Here is an 18,339-nt window from a genome sequence, read left to right on the forward strand (position 1 = left end):
GATCATGTGAGATACTTTGCCGTAACACATAAAAACTATCTGACATCGGCAGTTCAGTATGACATCACGCGACAAGTCTCCCCTACCCCCTTACTATGGAATCGATCCGGAGCAGGCCGCTTCCGGTCTGCCTGATCCTGTCGGAACGACGCGATTCGCAAAAGCCGCAGCATTCGCGGCCAAGGGCCGGGAGGAGCTGGCAAAGGGAGGGCATGCGCCCGATGGTCACAAGCGTCTGCGTCGGTTCTCTACGTGGGAAATTTGCCGGTATCTCATTCCGGTAGCACCGGCTCATTTCCGGCGTGTGCTTAAAAGCCAGCCAGACCTGCCGCAGGGTGTGGGAGAAGGGAATTCCAAGTGGTTCTCTCTTGAGGATGTCATGGCTCTGCGGGACTACTTTGCCAGTGAAGGTGCAGCCCACCGTGAATACCGTCCCTACCGGCCGGAAGGTCTCGATGCCAAGGTGCTGGCCGTTGCCAATTTCAAGGGCGGCGTCGGCAAGACGTCTACCTGTGCTCATCTGGCGATGTCCGCTGCGCTCGACGGTTACCGGGTGCTGGTGATTGACCTCGACAGCCAGGGATCCATGACGTCCATCATGGGCGGAACTGTCGAGGATGAATGGTCCACTGCCTTTCCCATTCTTGCGCGTGATTTTGCCCGCAACCTGCAAAATGAAAACAAGGTCCGGGAGGCGCGCGGTGACGCTCCTGTGCCGCTTGACGAGACGCTCACAGAAGCTCTCCAGGTTTCGCCGCGAAACCTCATTCAGTCTACGCACTGGTCCAACATTGATCTGATCGGCGCGCAGCTCAACCTCTACTGGGCGGAGTTCCAGGTCCCGGTCTGGCGGATGCAGAACCGCTCCTGGGCGCTGTGGGATGCGCTGCTGAACGGGCTGGAGGACGACGGGGTTCTGAAGGAATACGACCTGATTTTCTTGGATACCCCTCCGGCGCTCGGATACCTGACAATAAATGCCCTGTCGGCCGCTGATATCTTGATCGTGCCACTGGGCGCGTCTTTTCTGGAGTTCGATTCCACCGGCCGGTTCTTTGATATGCTGTATTCGACCTTCGCCAGCATTGAAGAGGGTGAGAACACCCAGCGACGCAAGCTCGGGCTTGAGGAAGTGCGCTTTGAATGGGACGCTGTGCGGACGCTGATCACCCGGTTTGATGCTGCACAGCAGACCGATCTGGCGAATGTGATCCAGGCGTACTTCGGGGATATGATGACCACCTTCCGGCAGGATATGACCGCGATGGTCGGGCAGGCGGGCGAGCAGGTGAACGGGATTTACGAAGCGGATTACCGGGATTTCAACCGGGACACATACGTGCGGGGTCGCGAGACCTTTGACCAGACTTGGGCTGAGGTCAAAGAGCTGATCGTTGGCGCATGGTGGCGGGATGAGAGGGAGGCAGAACATGGCTAAACGCAGGAAAGTATCAGCACCCAGTGCGGATGATCTGGACCGGATCGAGGCGGAGTTTCGCCGCGAAACCCCCGCAGCGTCCGGTGCGTTAGCGCCGATTTCACAGGTTTCTGCTGAGAGCGCGCGGGCCGCAGAGATACTGCCAACAGAAACGCGCGCCGCACAGGAGCGGGACCGCGTGGACGCAGAAACGCTGCGCGCGGCAGAAGAGGCCGGGCGGGTGATCCGGGAGATCCCGCTGGACCAGATTGCTGCTGACGCCATGGTGCGGGACCGGACCGTGATTGACCCCTCGGAGATGGAAGAGCTGAAATCCTCGATCGCAGCGCATGGCCTCAGGCTCCCGGTCGAGGTCTTTGAGCGGGCAGGGGAGCCGGATCAGCCTTACGGGCTTCTTTCCGGCTACAGGCGTCTCTGGGCGGTGCGTGAGCTGCTGGGGGTGACCGGTCAGGACAAATACACCACGATCCGGGCGCTGGTGCGGGACCCTGATGCGCTGGGGGGCAGCTTTGCGGCGATGGTCGAGGAGAACGAAATCCGGGCGCAGCTGTCGCATTATGAGCGGGGACGCATCGCCGTTGTCGCGGCTCAGCAGGGTGTGTTTGCGAGCGTTGAGGATGCTGTGGCGACGCTTTTCAAAATGGCCAGCAAAGCCAAGCGCTCAAAGATCCGGTCTTTCTCGGTCATTTTCGAAGAGCTGGGCGATATGCTTGAGTTCCCTGAGAACCTTAAGGAGCGGGACGGCCTGCGCCTGTCTGCGGCATTGCGCAATGGGGCGGAACTGCCACTGCGGGACGCGCTGAGCGTGGCACAGCCCGCGACGCCCGAGGAGGAATGGGAGGCGCTGCTTCCGGTGATCGAAGCCCATGAAGTGGTGGGTGCCGGGCCTGCGCGTGGCGGACGGCCGAAAAAAGACCGGCCGAAAACAGGCTGGATTGCGCACAACACCCTGCGTCTGTCCAGTGGCGTGACGCTGCAGTCGGGTCAGGACGGTGACGGGCATGTGATCCGCATCAAGGGCGCGCCGGTCAACTCTGTTCTGGTCGAGCGTGCTATGGAGCATCTGCAGTACCTGTTCGAAAAAGGGTAGGGGCGGTTCCCATAAAACCGCTTTTAACCTTGTAAATCTTCCATCTGATGGCATAAATGCAAGGTATGATACCCCGAAACCACCATGCAATGATCGAAAATGCCCTGTCTGAACAGGCAGGCGTCGTGTTGCTGGGTCCGCGCCAGGTGGGCAAAACCACCCTGGCGCTGGATATCGCGGAGACCCGTGACGCGGTCTATCTGGACATGGAGCGCAGTGCCGACCGGCAGGTTCTGGCAGAGCCGGATCTCTATCTGGATGAACAGGCGGGACGTCTGGTGGTCATCGACGAAGTGCAGCTGATGCCGGGGCTCTTTGGCGCGCTCAGGGGTCAGATCGACCGCCGCCGCAGGGCAGGGCACCGGACGGGGCAGTTCCTGCTGCTGGGTTCGGCCTCAGACAGTCTGTTGCAGCAAAGCGCAGAGTCCCTGGCGGGCCGTGTCAGTTACCATGAGCTGACGCCGCTGGTGCTGGGGGAGACGGGGCAGGGGGCCCTGCCGCAGCTGTGGCTGCGCGGCGGGTTCCCGGACAGCTTTCTGGCAGCCTCCGACCGGGCCAGCCTGACATGGCGGGAAGATTTCATCCGAACGTATCTGGAGCGCGACATCCCGTCCTTTGGCCTGCGCATCCCGTCCGAGACGCTGCGGCGGTTCTGGACCATGCTGGCGCATGAGCAGGGGGGCTGCTGAACGCCGCGCGGCTGGCTGCGGGGCTCGGTGTATCGGGGCAGAGCGTGGCGCGGTACCTGGACCTGCTGGTTGATCTGATGCTGGTGCGGCGCCTGGCGCCCTGGCACGCCAATGCAGGCAAACGGCTGGTCAGATCGCCCAAGGTCTATATCCGCGATGCAGGTCTTGCGCACGCACTGCTGGGGCTGGAGACGCCTGAGGCGCTGCTGGGTCATCCGGTGGCCGGCGGGTCCTGGGAGGGGTTCTGTATCGAGAACCTTATTGCAGCGGCGCCACGGGGCACAGAGGCGGCGTTCTACCGGTCTTCGGCCGGCGCAGAGATAGACCTGATCCTGACGCTGCCGGGTGGGACGCTCTGGGCCATCGAGATCAAACGGACCACCTCGCCCAAAGTCACCCGCGGGTTTCACATCGCCGCGGAAGAACTGGGCGCAACAGAGCGTCTGCTGGTCTACGCCGGCGGGCGCGAGGTGCCGGGGCAGGGGGTGTGCGGGCGATGCCGCTGGAGGCAGCTGTGGGGCGGTTGCGGGCGGTGTGACGTTTCTGTTCCCGTTATCCTGAACGCCGGTATTGCCTGCTCAACTGCGGATAGTTATCGTCCGGTAAAATATTTAACGTTTTTTTAACCGGTTAATTGAACAGGGGGCTGACGATGAACAGAGTTGAGGTGCTTGAGCTTGAGGGCGGTCAGACCGTCGGTATCGAGGTGGATGTTCTGATCGAAGATGTGGACGACACGCTGGTGTCGACGCGCGGCGACGACGCAAGCACGGTTGCTTTTTCCGAGGCGATGGACCGTATCAGGCCGATGGCCAACCAGCTGATCGGAACGCTGAAGGATCTGGCCGAGACGCCCGACACGGTTTCGGTAAAGTTTGGACTGAAGCTGAGTGCCGGCGCCGGCGTTATTGTTGCCAAGGCATCGACGGCGGCAAATTTCGAGGTGTCGCTGACCTGGAACAAGGGCAGCTGACCTGGACGCCTGATGCGCACGCCGGCTCTTGAACCTGTTGTACGATTTCTGAACCCCGAGGGCACCGCCTGGGTCGGGACGGGGTTCATCGTGCCACGCGGCCGCGGGCAGAATGGTCTTTATGCGATGACCTGTGCGCATGTGATCGCGGCAGCGCTTGGCAATAAGGATGTGTCTGCGGATCCGGTTGCGCCCGCGGACCCCGTGACGTTGATTTTCAGGGACCAGACTTCTGCAACATATCAGGCGGAGGTCGTGCCGGAGACATGGCGACCGGTACCGTCCCAGGTGAACGACCCGGGCGGCGCTGTCGATATTGCTGTGGTACAGTTGCTTGATCTGGAGGAGTTGCCGGACAGCACACGCATGCCTGCATTTTCTGCGAAACCGGTGCCTGGTCAGAAAGTGATCGCGTTCGGGCCGCGCGAACGGGGCCAGACAAAACTGAACCGCAAAGGGCGTTGGTCGCGCGCAACAGTGAGCGAACCGAACCGCCGTGATGAGATCGAATTCGTGACGGATGACGTCATCAGCGACAATATCATCTATGGTGGGTTTTCCGGCGGGCCGCTGACAGACCGGGAAACTTATGAGATCATCGGGATGGTCCGCGCGGTGCAGACGCGGCAGAGCCGTCGCGCCTATGCGGTGCCGGTATCGCTGCTGGCGGAAGTCTGGGAGCCACTTATTGAGAGACGCGCGCGGGCAAGAAGCGGTATTCATCCGATCTTTGATCTGATCGCGCGGGAAGGGCAGGCGGGTATCCTGTCGCGGGAAACCAGATTGCGGATTGAGGCGAGTGGGGGACGGCCGGCAGACCATGCGCCCATGACCTTTGTCGTCGACGGATCGCGTATGGAGGCGCATGGTCATATGAACCGTCGCGCACTTCTGGAAATCGCGGATCATGCGGAACGGGACACCAGTGGTCGGGTGACCATAAGCAAGCAACCCCTCGCATTCCCGGAATGGGGTGCAACAACAGATGACCGGGTGGACCTGCTCAAAGAGGCGCTGCTGCGCGCCTCGAACGCAGATGGTACTTCGGTGAAAGAGTTGCGCACTGCACTGGAGAGAAGCGCTCCGGATGGCTGGCTTTTTCATCTGACGATGACGGAGGACGCCAGTGATGAAGACGGTGAGGTCCTTCGGGCGTTTCTGAAGCTCTGGGATCAGATCGCGGAAGGGGCGACGTGCGAGCTTTACCTGCACGTGTCTTTTGCTCTGGATGTTACACGCAATGACTCCTGCAGCGCAGCCGTTCTTTATGGTGCGCTGACCTCAGAGCAGAACAGCAAAATCGTCACACTGCCGCCGCTGCGTCCGGTGAGGCATCCGGAAATCGAATTCTGGAGCCAGAAGATCTTTGCGGAGGGGCATATCGAGGATGAGGGCGTGGCAATTGATCTGATGTACGAGCTGCAGAGCTTTCTTGAGGAAAAACCCGCGCTGGAAATGCATCACCTTCTGGAGCGGATCCGCCGGGAAAAGATTGACCCCGACAATTTGTAGAACTGAAAACTTTTAGACTGAAGGAGCTGTGCAGTGAGTGGACCCTATACCGGACAACCCGGCAGGAAAGCCTCAAAGCCTGCGGTATTTGATACCAGCCTGAGGGCCGATCTCGAAAAGCCCGAGGGCTACCTGCCGGCGACAGATCTTGTCACCGCGGTCAATGCCGCGGTTCTGCTGGGTCAACCTCTGCTGCTGAATGGCGAACCCGGAACGGGCAAATCGGCGCTGGCCGATGCGGTGGCCTATGAACTGGGCCTCGGAGATGTGCTGCGGATCAACTGTAAGGCGGATATCCGTTCCGTGGATCTGTTTTATTACTTTGATCATATCAGGCGGCTGCATGAAGCAAACGATCCTGAAAAACGCGGAACACCCCCGGAAGATTATGTAAAACTGCAGGGTCTTGGTGCCGCGATCGTGCGTGCTGCCGGCGGAGACGCGCTGGCTGAGCCCCTGCGGCAGGGCGTGCAGGCCCGTCCGCTCAAAGAACTTTTCCCGGGCCTCGGTCTGGGAAAACCTGTCCAGTCAGTCGTTCTGATCGATGAGATCGACAAAGCTTCCCGGGATGTGCCCAACGATATCCTTGTGGAAATCGATACGATGCGGTTTGACCTGCCGGAGCTCGGTATCAGGGTTCGGGCTGATACCTCGCGCAAGCCTCTGGTGATCATCACCTCAAATTCGGAGAAGTCCCTGCCAGCGCCATTCCTGCGCCGGTGTGTGTTCTACACGATTCCGTTTCCTGCGCTGCCCCACGAAGAGGTGCCGGAGACGCCGGACGACCGGCCACCCTACACGCTTGAGGAAATCGTTGTGTCGCGTATCAGCAATCTCCGCGGTACCGCGTTGCTGAATGACGGGCTCGACCTGTTTTCCCGTCTGCGCGACAACAATCGCTTTGAACAGCGGCCATCACCGGCTGAGTTCATGAACTGGCTTCTGTATATGCGGCATCACTGTGGTGAAGAGACGCATCCAAGAGCGGTTCCTGACGTGTTGCGCCGTTCCGTTTCAGTCCTGCTCAAAAGTGACCGGGACCGGCGGACCGGTATGACGGTTATCGACAACTGGCTCAGGGGAGACTGACGCCGGTGGATGGAGCGGCTGTGACCCCTATGCCCGACCCCGGGCTGGACCGGCTCAGAGCCAGTATACCCGACCTGTACATCGGACCCGGAGATTACATCCGGATTAACAGCTACCTTACAGGACTTGTTGATCAGGGCTGGCAACCTGCAGGGTTTGCTGACTTCGGGCCGCATATTGCGATGCTCCTCGCAAGAAATGAGGCAGAAGAACGGGCGATCCGGGCATTTTACGCCGATGAAGATGCACCTGCTGAAGAACCACTGGCCGAGGCGGTGTCCCTGCTGCCGGCTGCTGCAGAAGATCAGAAAAAAGTTCTGATCGGCCGGAGACGTTTCTGGATTGCCTTTCTGATCGGTCTGTTTCTGGCAGTGATCGCCACTTTTGTCGTCTGGCAGACGGGCAGGCTTGAAATCGTTGCACCGGTTGATCCCGAAACGGCCAGAACAATTGATGAGGCAGAGCAGCGTACCGGAGAGGCAGCGGTTCCGGATGTGGCCGAGAATGTCGCCGAAGCGGTCGCGGTTGCGGTCACGGGGCAGGGGTTGCTGCGCGGTGTTATGGCGCTGCTGCCTCTGATCCTTGCGGGTTGGCTGATGTACCGTGCGGCGGCCCGTCAGGCGGTTATCGACCCGGAGGCGTCCAGAGATCTGCAGGAAGCGGAAAGGAAGCCCCTGCCGGGTCCCGACTTTACAGGGTTGCTGTCAGGCCCTGCACTGACGTCGTCCATGGGGCTGCTGCGCCTGCGCCGGGAACAGGAATCGCAGCGGATCGATCCGGAACGCACGGCCACGGCTGCAGCGCAGACAGCAGGCCGTGCTCTGTCGCTCGCATATCAGTCGGAATCACACAGCGTCGCACATCTGGTGCTTATCGACCGGCGACACCAGACGGATCATCTTGGCGTACTGGGCGACCTGGTTCTGACGAGGTTGCAGGAGGCCGGGGTGGAGGCTCAGGCCTATGATCTGCTCGCTGATCCTAACCGGCTGGTCCGATGCCGGACGGCTGTGTCGGAAACTGTTCCGCTGCGCAGTGCTGCAGCGTTGTCAGATGAGCACCGGGGTGACGTCGTTCTTTTTATTGCAGAAGCCGGACGTTTGCTGGACCGGTTTGGCCGTCGCCTTTCCTCGTGGACTGAAGCATACGGACCACCGCGGATGCTGGCCCTTATGACGCCGCGACCCCGGGCTCACTGGGGGCGCGAGGAGCGGCGGCTTATTGCACTGGGCGTCGCAGTGTTTCCCATATCTGCTGAGGGCTTCAGTGATTATGTGAGCTACAGGGTGGCCAGCATCGGTGAACGTCCGAAAGACGCGCCTGTTCCGTCGGGCGAGGTGCCTGCATGGTCTCTGTCTGAAGCTGCGGAAGCGGTACGTGACGCCGGAAGCGCCTCTGAAGAGCGCGAGGATGCGGTATATGGGCTGCAGTCCGCATTGACACCCGCCGCGTTCAGTCTGTTGTCGGTACTGTGTATTTTTCCGACGCTGCTGCCTGAACTGACACTGCGCATGCGCAGGCTGATGTTTGACCGGCCCGTCGGGGCGACGGATATCATCGCTGAACTGTCTGCGCTGCCGTGGTTCAGGGAGGGACGGTTGCCTTTCTGGCTGCGTGTCGAGCTTGTTTCGGGGCTTTCGCCGACGCGGGCCGAAAAGGCGCGCAAGGTCATTGAAGCGTTTCAGTCAGACATCGGTGATGACCTCGAGGCGGAACGGACGCTTGCGCTCGCGCGTGCCCCTGACCGTCTGAGGCAGTTTCTGGGCGCATTCGGTCCGAAGGCAGCACATGAAATAACTTCGGACGCAATTTTCACGCGGTTTATGCGGTCTGAGGATGTCAGCGATCTGAACGTCCGGGCAAAGGGTCAGATGGGCGAGGACCTGCGCCGTCAGATGCGTTTCGAGCTTGCGGTCTATGCAACATTCGGTCTGGTGCTTTCGTTTGCTCTTTGGTTCGTGGCGCCTGCGGCCCTGAAGATATTACAGGAGGTGCTGGTCTGGACCGGAGCCGCCTTTGCAGCGCAGATAGACTTCGTGGATTCCGGATCGAACCGGTTTTATGTCATGCTGGCTGTTTTCGTCCTGATCGCAATCGCGGACCGGTCGCCGCGGCGGTGGCCGCGACTGAAACCGGGCCGGTTGCCTGCCGTGGCGTTGTCTTCGGTTGTGCTTGTGGGGGATCTGGCTGCGGGTGTCCGGGGTGCGTCAACGCCGGATCTCGGAACGGATAATCTTCTTGCCGAAAAGCTGGTGATGGGCCTGTTCCTTCTGATCCTGAGCGCGCGGCGCCGGCGCGAAACTCCCTTTGATCCGGTGCTCTTCGTGCGGAACCGCCGTATGACCCAACTTCTGGCAGGGGCCTTTCTGGTCGCGGCAGTTAACTTTTTCATCACCGTTGGGGTGGTGAATTTTTCCGCGCCTTCTGTGCTGCTGAGCATACAGCTTGTATTTGCCCTGGCGTTGGTTGCACTGGTTCTGTCCGTGCATGTGCTCACGCCGACCGGTATTTCGCTGCGTGCACGCGCCGGTTTTTTTGCAGACGCACTGAAGACGCTTTTGCATGTCGTACTGATCCTGTCTGTGTGCGCGTATCTTTTGCTGGAAGACCTCATGCCCTACTGGGACGACGAAGAGATTTATGATTTCTTTTTTGCTGGGCTCATCCTTCTTTTGCCGGTGCTCTATCAGGCGCGACTGATCACGTTACGCCACTGGTTGCTGGTGCTCGCAGCGTTCTCAGCGCTTTTCGCCGGCTTTGTGACAATGGATCCCTTCAGTGAACCGCTGCTTTTTGCGCTTGTTCCTGAGGACGTGGCACTGCAATTGATGATCGCTTTGTTCCCGGCTGCGGTGACCGGCGCTATCGGCGTTCTGCTGCTCTGGCGGTATCTGGGCAGGCGGGTTGTCGCAACCCGCATCGCCGTGTTCTGCTTTGTCGTCTTTGCCTCAAGCGTGGTCTATCAGCAATTCTATGACGCCTTGCTGTCAGAACCTGTTTTGATTTTACCGGACCCGATACCGGAACCTCCGATCCAGAGTGACAACAGCGGGCAAAGCGCACCAACCGGGCAGGACGTGACGGAGGAAACCGATCCGGACAAGGGCTCGCTGGAAGAGCCGATTGTGGAAATGCCGGTCGTCGTTGAAGAGAGTTATCCAACCGACAGCGCCTATTTTGCGACCGTTCCGATGATCACGATTGCGCTTTTCGTGTTCTTTGCGCAGATCAACCGGATGCGCCATGAGGCAGTCGCAGATACGCCTTGGCCGTCCGGGTCAGTCTATTCCCTTTATCTGGCGCCACTGGCAGTTCTGCCTGGTCTGCATTTCAATCTGACGGAAACGCTTTCTGTATCGCTGGCTGGTTTTGCGCCTTTACTGGCCGTCCTTCTAGCTTACCGCTTTGGCTACTGGGGGCTCGCGGCCTTTGTCCTCGGCGGGCTGTCATGGTGCGTGGATTTCAGTTTCAACAGTGATTTTGTGCGCTGGCGGCCCGCGCCGGATCTGCTGTTGGTGTCTGTCATCATTGCGCGTGTCGTCGTTGAGCCTGGTCTGCTGACACGCATCCTGGCAAAAGACACAATCCGGGTTGGGCAGTATGTACTGCTGGGGCTGATCCTGCTGGCGCCGGAAGTTTCATATAATTTCGCTGGTTCGGTCAACGTCCGGTATGACAGGCTGTTCCTGCTGGGCGGGTTTCTGATTGGCCTGACGGCAATTCCCCTCGGGCTCCCGGTCGTTATTGCCCTGCTGCTGGCGTGCCTGCGGTTTTCAATCGCCAGTTTCGTTGAGTTTCCCACGGGGCCGTCGGTTTATTACAGCACGACACTTGCCCTGCAGATGCTGCTGGTCCCGGTCATGATGATTGCCGGTCGTGGGCTGCACAATCTGGCAATGTATCAGGGGATTTTGCCAGCTCCATTTTTGCGGTCTATTGATAAATTCTTCGATATCGGTGACATCCTTTCCCCGGTGATCTGGGTGCCGAACATCCTGATTTTTGTCATGCTGATCGATCTGTTTGACACTGTTGTGCCTTCGGCTTCGGTATCCACCGGCAACTTTCTGGCCATGATCGCTGCATTTTTGCTGGGCGTAAGAGATTACGAAGACGATGCCTTCCGGATCTGGAAGCCGCTGGGCATTGTCTTTGTTGTTATTATGCTGGGTATCTTCCAGCCGTCGCTGCCCATTTTTGACGTGCTGCGGTTTGTGTCGCCGGAATTTTTCTTCTTCAATCTTGCAGATCTTGTCGTTCCGGCTCTCGCCTACTGGTCTGCCAGGATCATGATGGAACGCTCTCTGACGATGCGGCTTCCTGTGCTGCAGGACACCAGACTGTGGGTCCCTTTCAAGGATAAATATGATGACAGCTTCCCCGCCATCTGATGACGGGCCCGAACAAAAGGGCATGAAATTTCAAAGCACGGGCATATCGGATCCGGAAGATGCCGACGCCCTGCGCACGCTTGAAGAGAAAACACGTGAGAACGCACGCCGCCAGGCGCGGGACCGGGAGGAACGCAGGAGAAAAGCAGACAGAAAGCGCCAGGACATACTGGATGACCTTGGGCTTGAAAAAGCCGCTGAAAAGGCCGGTAACGAAAGTCTGGTCAGCCTCGACACGAACCTTTTGCTGTCTATGACCAGTGGTGAGCCATGGGCAAAACCTGCTGCTCCGATCAGAGCGCGGCACCGTTTCCGCACGGCATTCCGGCACTCTGCGCCGCCCGGATGGTTCCGGGGTGAGCCAAAATCAAAATGCAATGATCTCTCACTTTTTGATTTCGGCCCGGACCGAATTGTGACCTTTGTGCTGTCCCTGGTGCTCTGTATGCTGCTGTTTGCGATTTCCGTGTTCTGAGCAGACAGTGCTCAGTGTACGGCCTGGCCAACAACCAGACAAAGCAGCCGATGATCTGGCACGCATTGGAAAGTCAGACGCTTTTCCCTGCATCCGGTGACCAGCGACCGGGGCGCTTTATGCGGGCTTTTCCGGAAACGGTTTGAACCGGGGGCGGTTGGCCTGCGCACGGTCCGTGTTTGAATACTGCCGGAAAAGTCGGCGAAGCGGTTGCCGGTGACAGGTTCTTTTCCAGGGTTTCCCTTGCAATGTATTCTGAGTTCAGCAAAAAATTAACCATTCGTTAAGGTCTTGATTAATCCAGAAAGCAGGTGATGTCCGGGTTGCAGCAGGTATTTGTCTCTTCTTCGCTTGATCTCAGTCTTGCCCGGAAACTCATTGAAGATCTGCTGGAGCGCGAGTTTCAGGACTATGACTGGGATGACCAGCTGAGCACCTATCTGTGGGAAAACGATACCAAGAAAGGCGCCCTGCTGAATGACCGTTTTCCGCCCCAGCGTGTGCTGAAAGACCCGGCCAGCGATGAGGTCGCACTGACACTGACGCTGTTCGGTGAACGCTGTGGAATCCCGCTCGAAAAAGATCTGCCTGACCACATGATGGCGCGAATAGCCGGGTGGCGGGCCGAGCCTGGCAGACCGGGTGTTCTGCACCCATGGCCGGACAGTGAGGACGCGCAGAGAGATGCGCTTGCTTCAGGCTGTTACCCATTGACGGGCACATCATACGAACTGATTTCTGCAGACCAGCACCCTGATGGTCACGCGCTGGTTCTGGGATACGTCGCGAACCGCGACATCCGCGATGCAGCGGATGTTGGCGACATCATTTTCAACGGCCGCAAACAGCGGAACTGGCTGGAGCAGCAGGGCCTGACGGATAACGAAGTGCGTGCTCTCTACGAGCCGCAGATCTGCGCTTTGTTCAATCTTCTGAAGCATCTTTTGTCGCGTGGGCTGCAACCGCATCGCTATGATACGGAAAAGGAAATGGCGCACCTGGCGTCCGATCGCGCGATCGAGTTGCTGAAAACGAAACTGAACTATGCGATTCGCGGGAATCCGTTCAAATCCGGTCTGGGGCACTACGCGCTTGATGAACGCCGCAACCTGCCTGGCAGGAACCGTCTCGTGGCAAAATGTGCGACACGGATCAGGGCGATCAGAGCAACAGGTCTGTCCTCATTTGTGATAATCAAGGGGCCGAGTGGTTGCGGTAAGTCGTCTGTTCTGCAGGCCGGTGTACTCAAAGAACTGCGTGCCAACGGGGATATCGTTCTGGCGGTACGCCCCACCGATCTGCAACCTGACTATGGTAATCAGACGACAAGGCTGGACCTTTTATGGCGTCGCCTGGGAGACGAAATCGACGGCCTGAGGGATTTCGCGCCCGGTTCAGTTTCCCAGCGGGAACGGGCGCGGGTTATGAGCGACAGGCTTGCGCAAACGCTTGAGACGGCATCCCAGCGTCTGGTCATCGGCCTCGATCAGTTCGAGGAGATGGTCGATGAGATGTTTGAATTCCGGGACAAACGGGACCGGCCGGAGGGCTGGTGGCAGGTTCTGCAGTTCCTTAAACAGGCGCTGAAGTCGCCGTACGTTGAACTGGTGACTACGCTGGAAAGCCTTCGCGAGGAGCGGTTTATGGATCTCGGTATCGCGGAGTATCTGGAGTCGGAGCAGGTGACCTATAACGCAGACGTAACGGCTGATGCGCTTATAGAGATTGCGGTTTCGGCGTTTAAACGGGCTGGCCTTGAGCTGGGAGATGACGTTCAGGAGGAACTGAAAAGGTACTGGGAGGCGTTCCGGAAAGAGCAGTCAGAACAGGGTATTACGTCTTCGCCGCTGCCGCTGGCAGGCCTCTGGTTTGAGCGACTGTATAACCGTTTTGAGCATCTTGCAGAGATCAGCCTGGACGATGACGCGGTGCTGATGAGCGCGCTGAACAAAGCGGCGCGGGAAAAACAGAACGAGATCACCCTCAGGGACGTGTCAAACGGCGTCAGCTTTTCGCGTCTGATTGAGACCCTCGCTGAGGATGCCTGGGATCTGGGGAACGGCTCACGGTATCCGGCGGATGATCCGAAGTACCCGGGCGAGCCCACTTATGTTACGCTGACGAACTTTCTGTCCGGGCTCGTGGGTATGGATGGTGGGCGGATGCAGCTGCTTGCGGCACCGGCAAAATGCGGTGATCCGGGCACGGACCGCATGATTGAGGCGTTTCTGCAGAAAAGACTTCTCGTTTTTGCGGATGAAAACCTTCAGCTGGTGCGGCTGACACATCAGGCCGTGATAGATCAGTGGCCGGTTGCAAAAGAATGGGCAGAGAAAAGAAAGGAATACTTTGCGGTGGAATCCTCCATGCGCAAGTTCGCCGCGTACTGGGCGTCAGAAGACTATTCCGATGAGCTTATTGAAATGCACGCAACGCCTGCGCGCATCCAGCAGTCTGCGCAGATACTCGGCCAATACCGGGTGGCCTGGCCAGCCGTCGCGGATTGTGATCTTCCTGCAGAAGACGCGCTTTTGCGGCGAACCGTAATTGCGATTTTCAGACAGGCACAGGATCCGCGCGAGGTCGTTCAGATTGAACGGAAGGAATCCCGGTTTTTCCACGTGGCGATACTGCATGGCATCACAGATTTTCTGCGGCATCACCTTTCTGAGGACCCAGACCTGCTGGAGTTGCGCGGTGGTTCTGAAAGGCTTCCGCTGGCAATTGCGAGCTGGCAGGAAAATGGGTCAGTTCCTGTACTGATCGAGTTCGGCGCGACCCTGCCTGAAGAGTCAGACAAGGATCATCCGCTGGCAATATCCTGTTGGACCAATTCCGTCGAAAATCTGAAAGTGCTGATGCCGATGCTGGACGATGAGGAGATCACGTTCCAGGGTGGGACCTCACTGTTACACTGGGCCGTGTCGGGCGGCGGCGATGAGGTTTTCGAATATCTGATGCACATCGGCGCGCGGACAGACAAAAAGGACGACAATCTGCGGTTGCCGCTGCATACGGCCGCCACCCGGGGCAAACTCAATTTCTTTGAACGGTTGTTCAGTGTCGAAGGGGTTCTTTCACAGACAACCAACGGCTTTACTCCATTCCACGCCGCCGCTGAAAAGGGCAATGTGCCGATCCTCGCGTTTGTGGAGAACCATCCGGACATGACAGAGGAAGCTCACAGGAAGTTACATGAACCGGAAAACCTTTGGCACACCCCATTGACGACTGCAGCCTACTGGAAAAGACCGGATGCCCTGCGTTTCCTCCTGAATTCGCGGTTTGTCGATCTGACCACGGGCAAGCACGCGGGCATCAGCCTTTTTGATCTGGTCATGACCCCGGTTGGTGAAGTGCGTGACGACCAACGGCAACGCGCGCGTCAGTGCATTGAGATTTTGCTTGACGACCCCCGGCTTGACGGCCCTGGCGCGCAGAGCGCGTTCGAAAAAGGCGAGGCATTCCCGGAAGCCCGTGACGTGCTGCGACGCGTACTGCCGACAGATTATGCGCAGATGGATGCAGCTACCCGCGAAAGTGACCTGCGCAACCGCAAGGACAGTGTCACTCTGAAACTGCTGCGCGACGCGCCTCAGGCGCTGACGGACAGACATCCGAAACGGACGGGTCTCGAAATTCTGACAGCTGATAACCGGTTTACGGTCCTGACCGTGTGTGTCGAGGAGGGCCTTGTACCCGAGGAGAGCTGGAAGACAGCGGCACCCATTCTTCTGGTCAGCGCCGGCAAGGAAGGTGCTGACGGATTGCGTTCGTCACTTTTCAAAGTCGTCGCACAGAAGGATATCACAGATGACCTCAGGCCCATTCTGCTGAATGGTGCAGTTCAGTACAGGCAAACAGAGCTGATTGCTGAAATTATGTCCGCCGGGACGAACTCGCTTTTCGGTGCAGGTGGTACGGCGAAGTCATGTTTCCATGATCTGGCGGAACAGGGCAAAGCAGAGGCGTTCCGGGAGCTTGCGCAGGGTCTTGGGCTGCGCTGCCCGCTGGATGCCTGGGGCCGTTACCCGTCAGACGTGGCACCGGATGAGTATCAGGGGAAATTCCGTGCGTTGGAGGACGACTTGTTTTGTGACCGGGAAGACAGGGTCCCGAGGCCGGTTGCTTTGCCAGAGATTGCCGGTCCGGAGAAGGAAAAAGCTAAAACACCTGCTCCGGCAGCCCCGCCGAGACAGCTGACGGACATGGAAAGAGTGGTCGCTGCGGCCGCCCGGGGCCAGGCGCGCCAGTTCGAAGTTCTGCTGAAACGCCTCGAAGAACTGCCGGTTGATGCATGGGGCCGCCGGCCGTCAGACCACGCGCCGGACAGGGTTCGCGCCGATATGGCGCAGATTGAAGATGAGTATTTCAAAGCAGACGGGAGAAAAAAGTGACGCTTCAGATCTTGGAATCCGATACTTTTGAGGCGCTGAATGAGGACGCGCTTGCGGGCTATGCTGAGAAACTGGGAGAGATTGACGATATTGCCGGAATTCAGCCAGGCCGGACAATGGGACAGCGTTTTGCGCTGCCCTTTTATGATGATGTCACACTGCTTGTATTTACCGACACGCAATGGCTGCCGAAGGACGTAAGGGTCTGTTTTCTGGAGAACGGCGAACAGCTCAGTCGCCTGACCGGATCATCACCACCGCTTCACGAGGTGAATGCCAAAGCACCTGTTGTGCTGACCGAGGCAAACATGCTGATTTACCTCGTGTTTTTCTGCTTTTTTGTCCGCGGTGAAGACGGGCCTTTCTTTCTGCTGGAAAGCCCGGACAGTATTTTCCTGCCAGATCTGCCGGAAAGTCCTGATATCTTTGATCTCAGCCGCAAACCAAGATCGTGGGGAGAGACCGAGGAAGGTCATTGGCGGGCGTCTGCGACGGTGTTTTACAGTAATGCTGTTTTTGCTGCGGATTTCATCGTTCAGCCCACCGGCATGATCGAAATGGCGGATGACACACCATTGGTTGCGGATCTGAAAGTAAAGGTGTCTGCTCCGCTGGTGCTGGAAGGGGTTCTGCAATCGTAGCTGAGGCGCCGGTTTCCAGCGCAAGAGTTTCAGCAGAGTTCTGACATATCAGGTTCGCTTGATTATTCTTCAGTTCCAGCCTCAGTAAACGACCGGTTCACAGATTTTTCTGACCAAATCCCCTGTTTTACGCTACACGATTTCCCAAAGGACTCAGCGGAAATCCTGAAAAATCATGATGCTTTTCGCTGAATTGCTTTTTTGCAGAAGGGTGCAGAGACTTCAGTGAAGGGCCGATCTTGAATGGGGGAGTCCATTGAATTGAGACATAAGTCGATCCTGAGAAATAAAAAAGGTTCACACGAGACCGCTTACCGGCTGACGGCGCTTCGCGAAGCAGTCCGGGGCAGGACCGTAGATGCTAATCGCTTGGCAACCACGGCGGATTGCGGCCGATCCTGTCCAGCAAATAGTCCATAAATGCGCGCACTTTGGGTGAAAGAACATTCGCTTGAGGATAGATCAGCCAAAGACCGGTGCCTTCTGCAAGCGTGTAGTCTTCGAGGACCCTGATCAGACGGCCAGCTTTCAGATCGCTGTGGATGCTCCAGATCGAGTTTGCAGCGATACCGGCACCGGCAATTGTGGCCAAGCGGTGGCTGCGTCCATCGTCAAAGACGAGGTTGCAGTTATGGCCCGCAGTGTCAAATGCTGCCTTGTTTCCGGACTTACTGATCATTGCACGAGGCGTTCTGTCCCGGAATGCAATCAGCCTATGCTTTTTGAGATGGGCCGGTGCGCTTGGAATCCCGTTACGCGCTAAGTAGTCAGGTGCCGCTGACAGTACGCGAACATCGTCAGCCAGTTTTCGGCCTTTCAACGTACTGTCGTCGATCGCTGCATTTCGGAGGGCCAGATCGAAGCTGCCTTCAATGACATTGAATTGAGCGTCGGAAAACTTCAGATCCAGCGACAGTTTTGGGTGCTGCGACAGAAAATCCGGCAGGATTGGCACAATGTACTCCTGTGCAAAGGTGCTTGGCGCGGCAAAGCGCAGGGTGCCGGTGAGCTCTGAGTCGCCCTGGCCAAGGGCCGATCGGCCCGCATCTTCTTGCGCCAGTATCTCTTGGGCAAACGGCAGGAACTCGGCGCCCTCTGTCGACAACGCAACTTTCCTTGTCGATCGATGCAACAAGTCTGCGCCAAGTGTCCTTTCGAGCTTAGCGAGTTTCGCGGTGGCCACGGCGGGGGCCAATCCCAAGCTGCGTCCCGCGGCGCTGATATTCAACTTTTCCGCAGCCAGAACGAACAAGCGAAGCGCTAAGGTATCCATTATTTATAAAACCTAAATTCAGAAACAAAATTTTGCGTGTTTATTTAGAAAACAGTAGTTCGTACTTTCGATCAACAACAAACCGAAGCCACGTTTATGAAGGAACACGCACTGGCCTACTATTCCGTTCTCGCAGTGACCCCCAGTACTGATGCCTGGATCCCAGACTATCTGCCGACTGCCAACAAACTTGTTGCTAAGCATGGCGGCAAGTACCTCGCGCGCACAGCGAGTCACGAACAGGTTGAAGGGACTGATGCGCCTGCCGCCCTGCGGATTATCCTTGAATGGCCGTCGAAAGAAGCTGCGATGAACTTTATGAATGATCCGGAGTACAAACCGCATCTTGAAGCCCGCACTGCCGGTTCCGA

Annotated in this window: 13 protein-coding genes; 12 read left to right on the plus strand and 1 reads right to left on the minus strand. The window is 58.0% G+C overall.

What is annotated here, in order from left to right; all coding sequences use genetic code 11:
- The first annotated feature begins 58 nt into the window (after positions 1-58).
- The 11 genes from ACZ1HA_RS00070 to ACZ1HA_RS00120 all read left to right on the plus strand — a co-directional run bounded on the left by ACZ1HA_RS00070 (position 59) and on the right by ACZ1HA_RS00120 (position 16,695).
- Positions 59-1,438 carry an AAA family ATPase gene (locus ACZ1HA_RS00070; RefSeq protein ID WP_472712399.1) on the plus strand — a complete coding sequence of 460 codons (1,380 nt, stop codon included), beginning with the start codon at positions 59-61 and terminating at the stop codon, positions 1,436-1,438.
- Entirely contained in the window at positions 1,431-2,528 is a 1,098-nt protein-coding gene (locus tag ACZ1HA_RS00075) for a ParB/RepB/Spo0J family partition protein (RefSeq protein ID WP_472712400.1), read from the plus strand. The genes ACZ1HA_RS00070 and ACZ1HA_RS00075 overlap by 8 nt, the downstream gene beginning before the upstream one ends.
- Positions 2,529-2,617: 89 nt before the next feature.
- On the plus strand, positions 2,618-3,217 hold the full coding sequence (locus ACZ1HA_RS00080; RefSeq protein WP_472712401.1) for an ATP-binding protein: 600 nt from the start codon (positions 2,618-2,620) through the stop codon (positions 3,215-3,217).
- Between the two features lie 44 nt (positions 3,218-3,261).
- A complete protein-coding gene (locus tag ACZ1HA_RS00085; protein ID WP_472712402.1) occupies positions 3,262-3,843 on the plus strand; it encodes a DUF4143 domain-containing protein in 582 nt (193 codons plus the stop codon).
- Positions 3,844-3,869: 26 nt separating this feature from the next.
- Positions 3,870-4,190 carry a CU044_2847 family protein gene (locus ACZ1HA_RS00090; protein WP_472712403.1) on the plus strand — a complete coding sequence of 107 codons (321 nt, stop codon included), beginning with the start codon at positions 3,870-3,872 and terminating at the stop codon, positions 4,188-4,190.
- Positions 4,191-4,202: 12 nt separating this feature from the next.
- On the plus strand, positions 4,203-5,702 hold the full coding sequence (locus ACZ1HA_RS00095) for a trypsin-like peptidase domain-containing protein (RefSeq protein WP_472712404.1): 1,500 nt from the start codon (positions 4,203-4,205) through the stop codon (positions 5,700-5,702).
- Positions 5,703-5,735: 33 nt separating this feature from the next.
- On the plus strand, positions 5,736-6,791 hold the full coding sequence (locus ACZ1HA_RS00100) for an AAA family ATPase (RefSeq protein ID WP_472712405.1): 1,056 nt from the start codon (positions 5,736-5,738) through the stop codon (positions 6,789-6,791).
- Between the two features lie 20 nt (positions 6,792-6,811).
- Complete coding sequence (locus ACZ1HA_RS00105; protein WP_472712406.1) at positions 6,812-11,182, plus strand: hypothetical protein; 4,371 nt, start codon at positions 6,812-6,814, stop codon at positions 11,180-11,182.
- Between the two features lie 22 nt (positions 11,183-11,204).
- A complete protein-coding gene (locus ACZ1HA_RS00110) occupies positions 11,205-11,657 on the plus strand; it encodes a hypothetical protein (RefSeq protein WP_472712407.1) in 453 nt (150 codons plus the stop codon).
- A gap of 314 nt (positions 11,658-11,971) precedes the next feature.
- Positions 11,972-16,054 carry an nSTAND1 domain-containing NTPase gene (locus ACZ1HA_RS00115; protein ID WP_472712408.1) on the plus strand — a complete coding sequence of 1,361 codons (4,083 nt, stop codon included), beginning with the start codon at positions 11,972-11,974 and terminating at the stop codon, positions 16,052-16,054.
- Positions 16,051-16,695 carry a hypothetical protein gene (locus ACZ1HA_RS00120; protein WP_472712409.1) on the plus strand — a complete coding sequence of 215 codons (645 nt, stop codon included), beginning with the start codon at positions 16,051-16,053 and terminating at the stop codon, positions 16,693-16,695. Before ACZ1HA_RS00115 ends, ACZ1HA_RS00120 begins: the two co-directional genes overlap by 4 nt.
- 361 nt (positions 16,696-17,056) lie before the next feature.
- On the opposite strand, the gene ACZ1HA_RS00125 is transcribed toward ACZ1HA_RS00120, so the two are convergent.
- Positions 17,057-17,968 (minus strand): LysR family transcriptional regulator, encoded by a 912-nt coding sequence (locus tag ACZ1HA_RS00125; RefSeq protein ID WP_472712410.1) that lies wholly within the window; start codon positions 17,966-17,968, stop codon positions 17,057-17,059.
- A gap of 96 nt (positions 17,969-18,064) precedes the next feature.
- On the opposite strand from ACZ1HA_RS00125, the gene ACZ1HA_RS00130 reads away from it, so the two are divergent.
- Positions 18,065-18,339, plus strand: a 275-nt coding sequence (locus tag ACZ1HA_RS00130; RefSeq protein ID WP_472712411.1) for a DUF1330 domain-containing protein, incomplete at its 3' end; no start/stop codon positions are given.

The organism is Roseobacter sp. S87, from assembly GCF_055693285.1.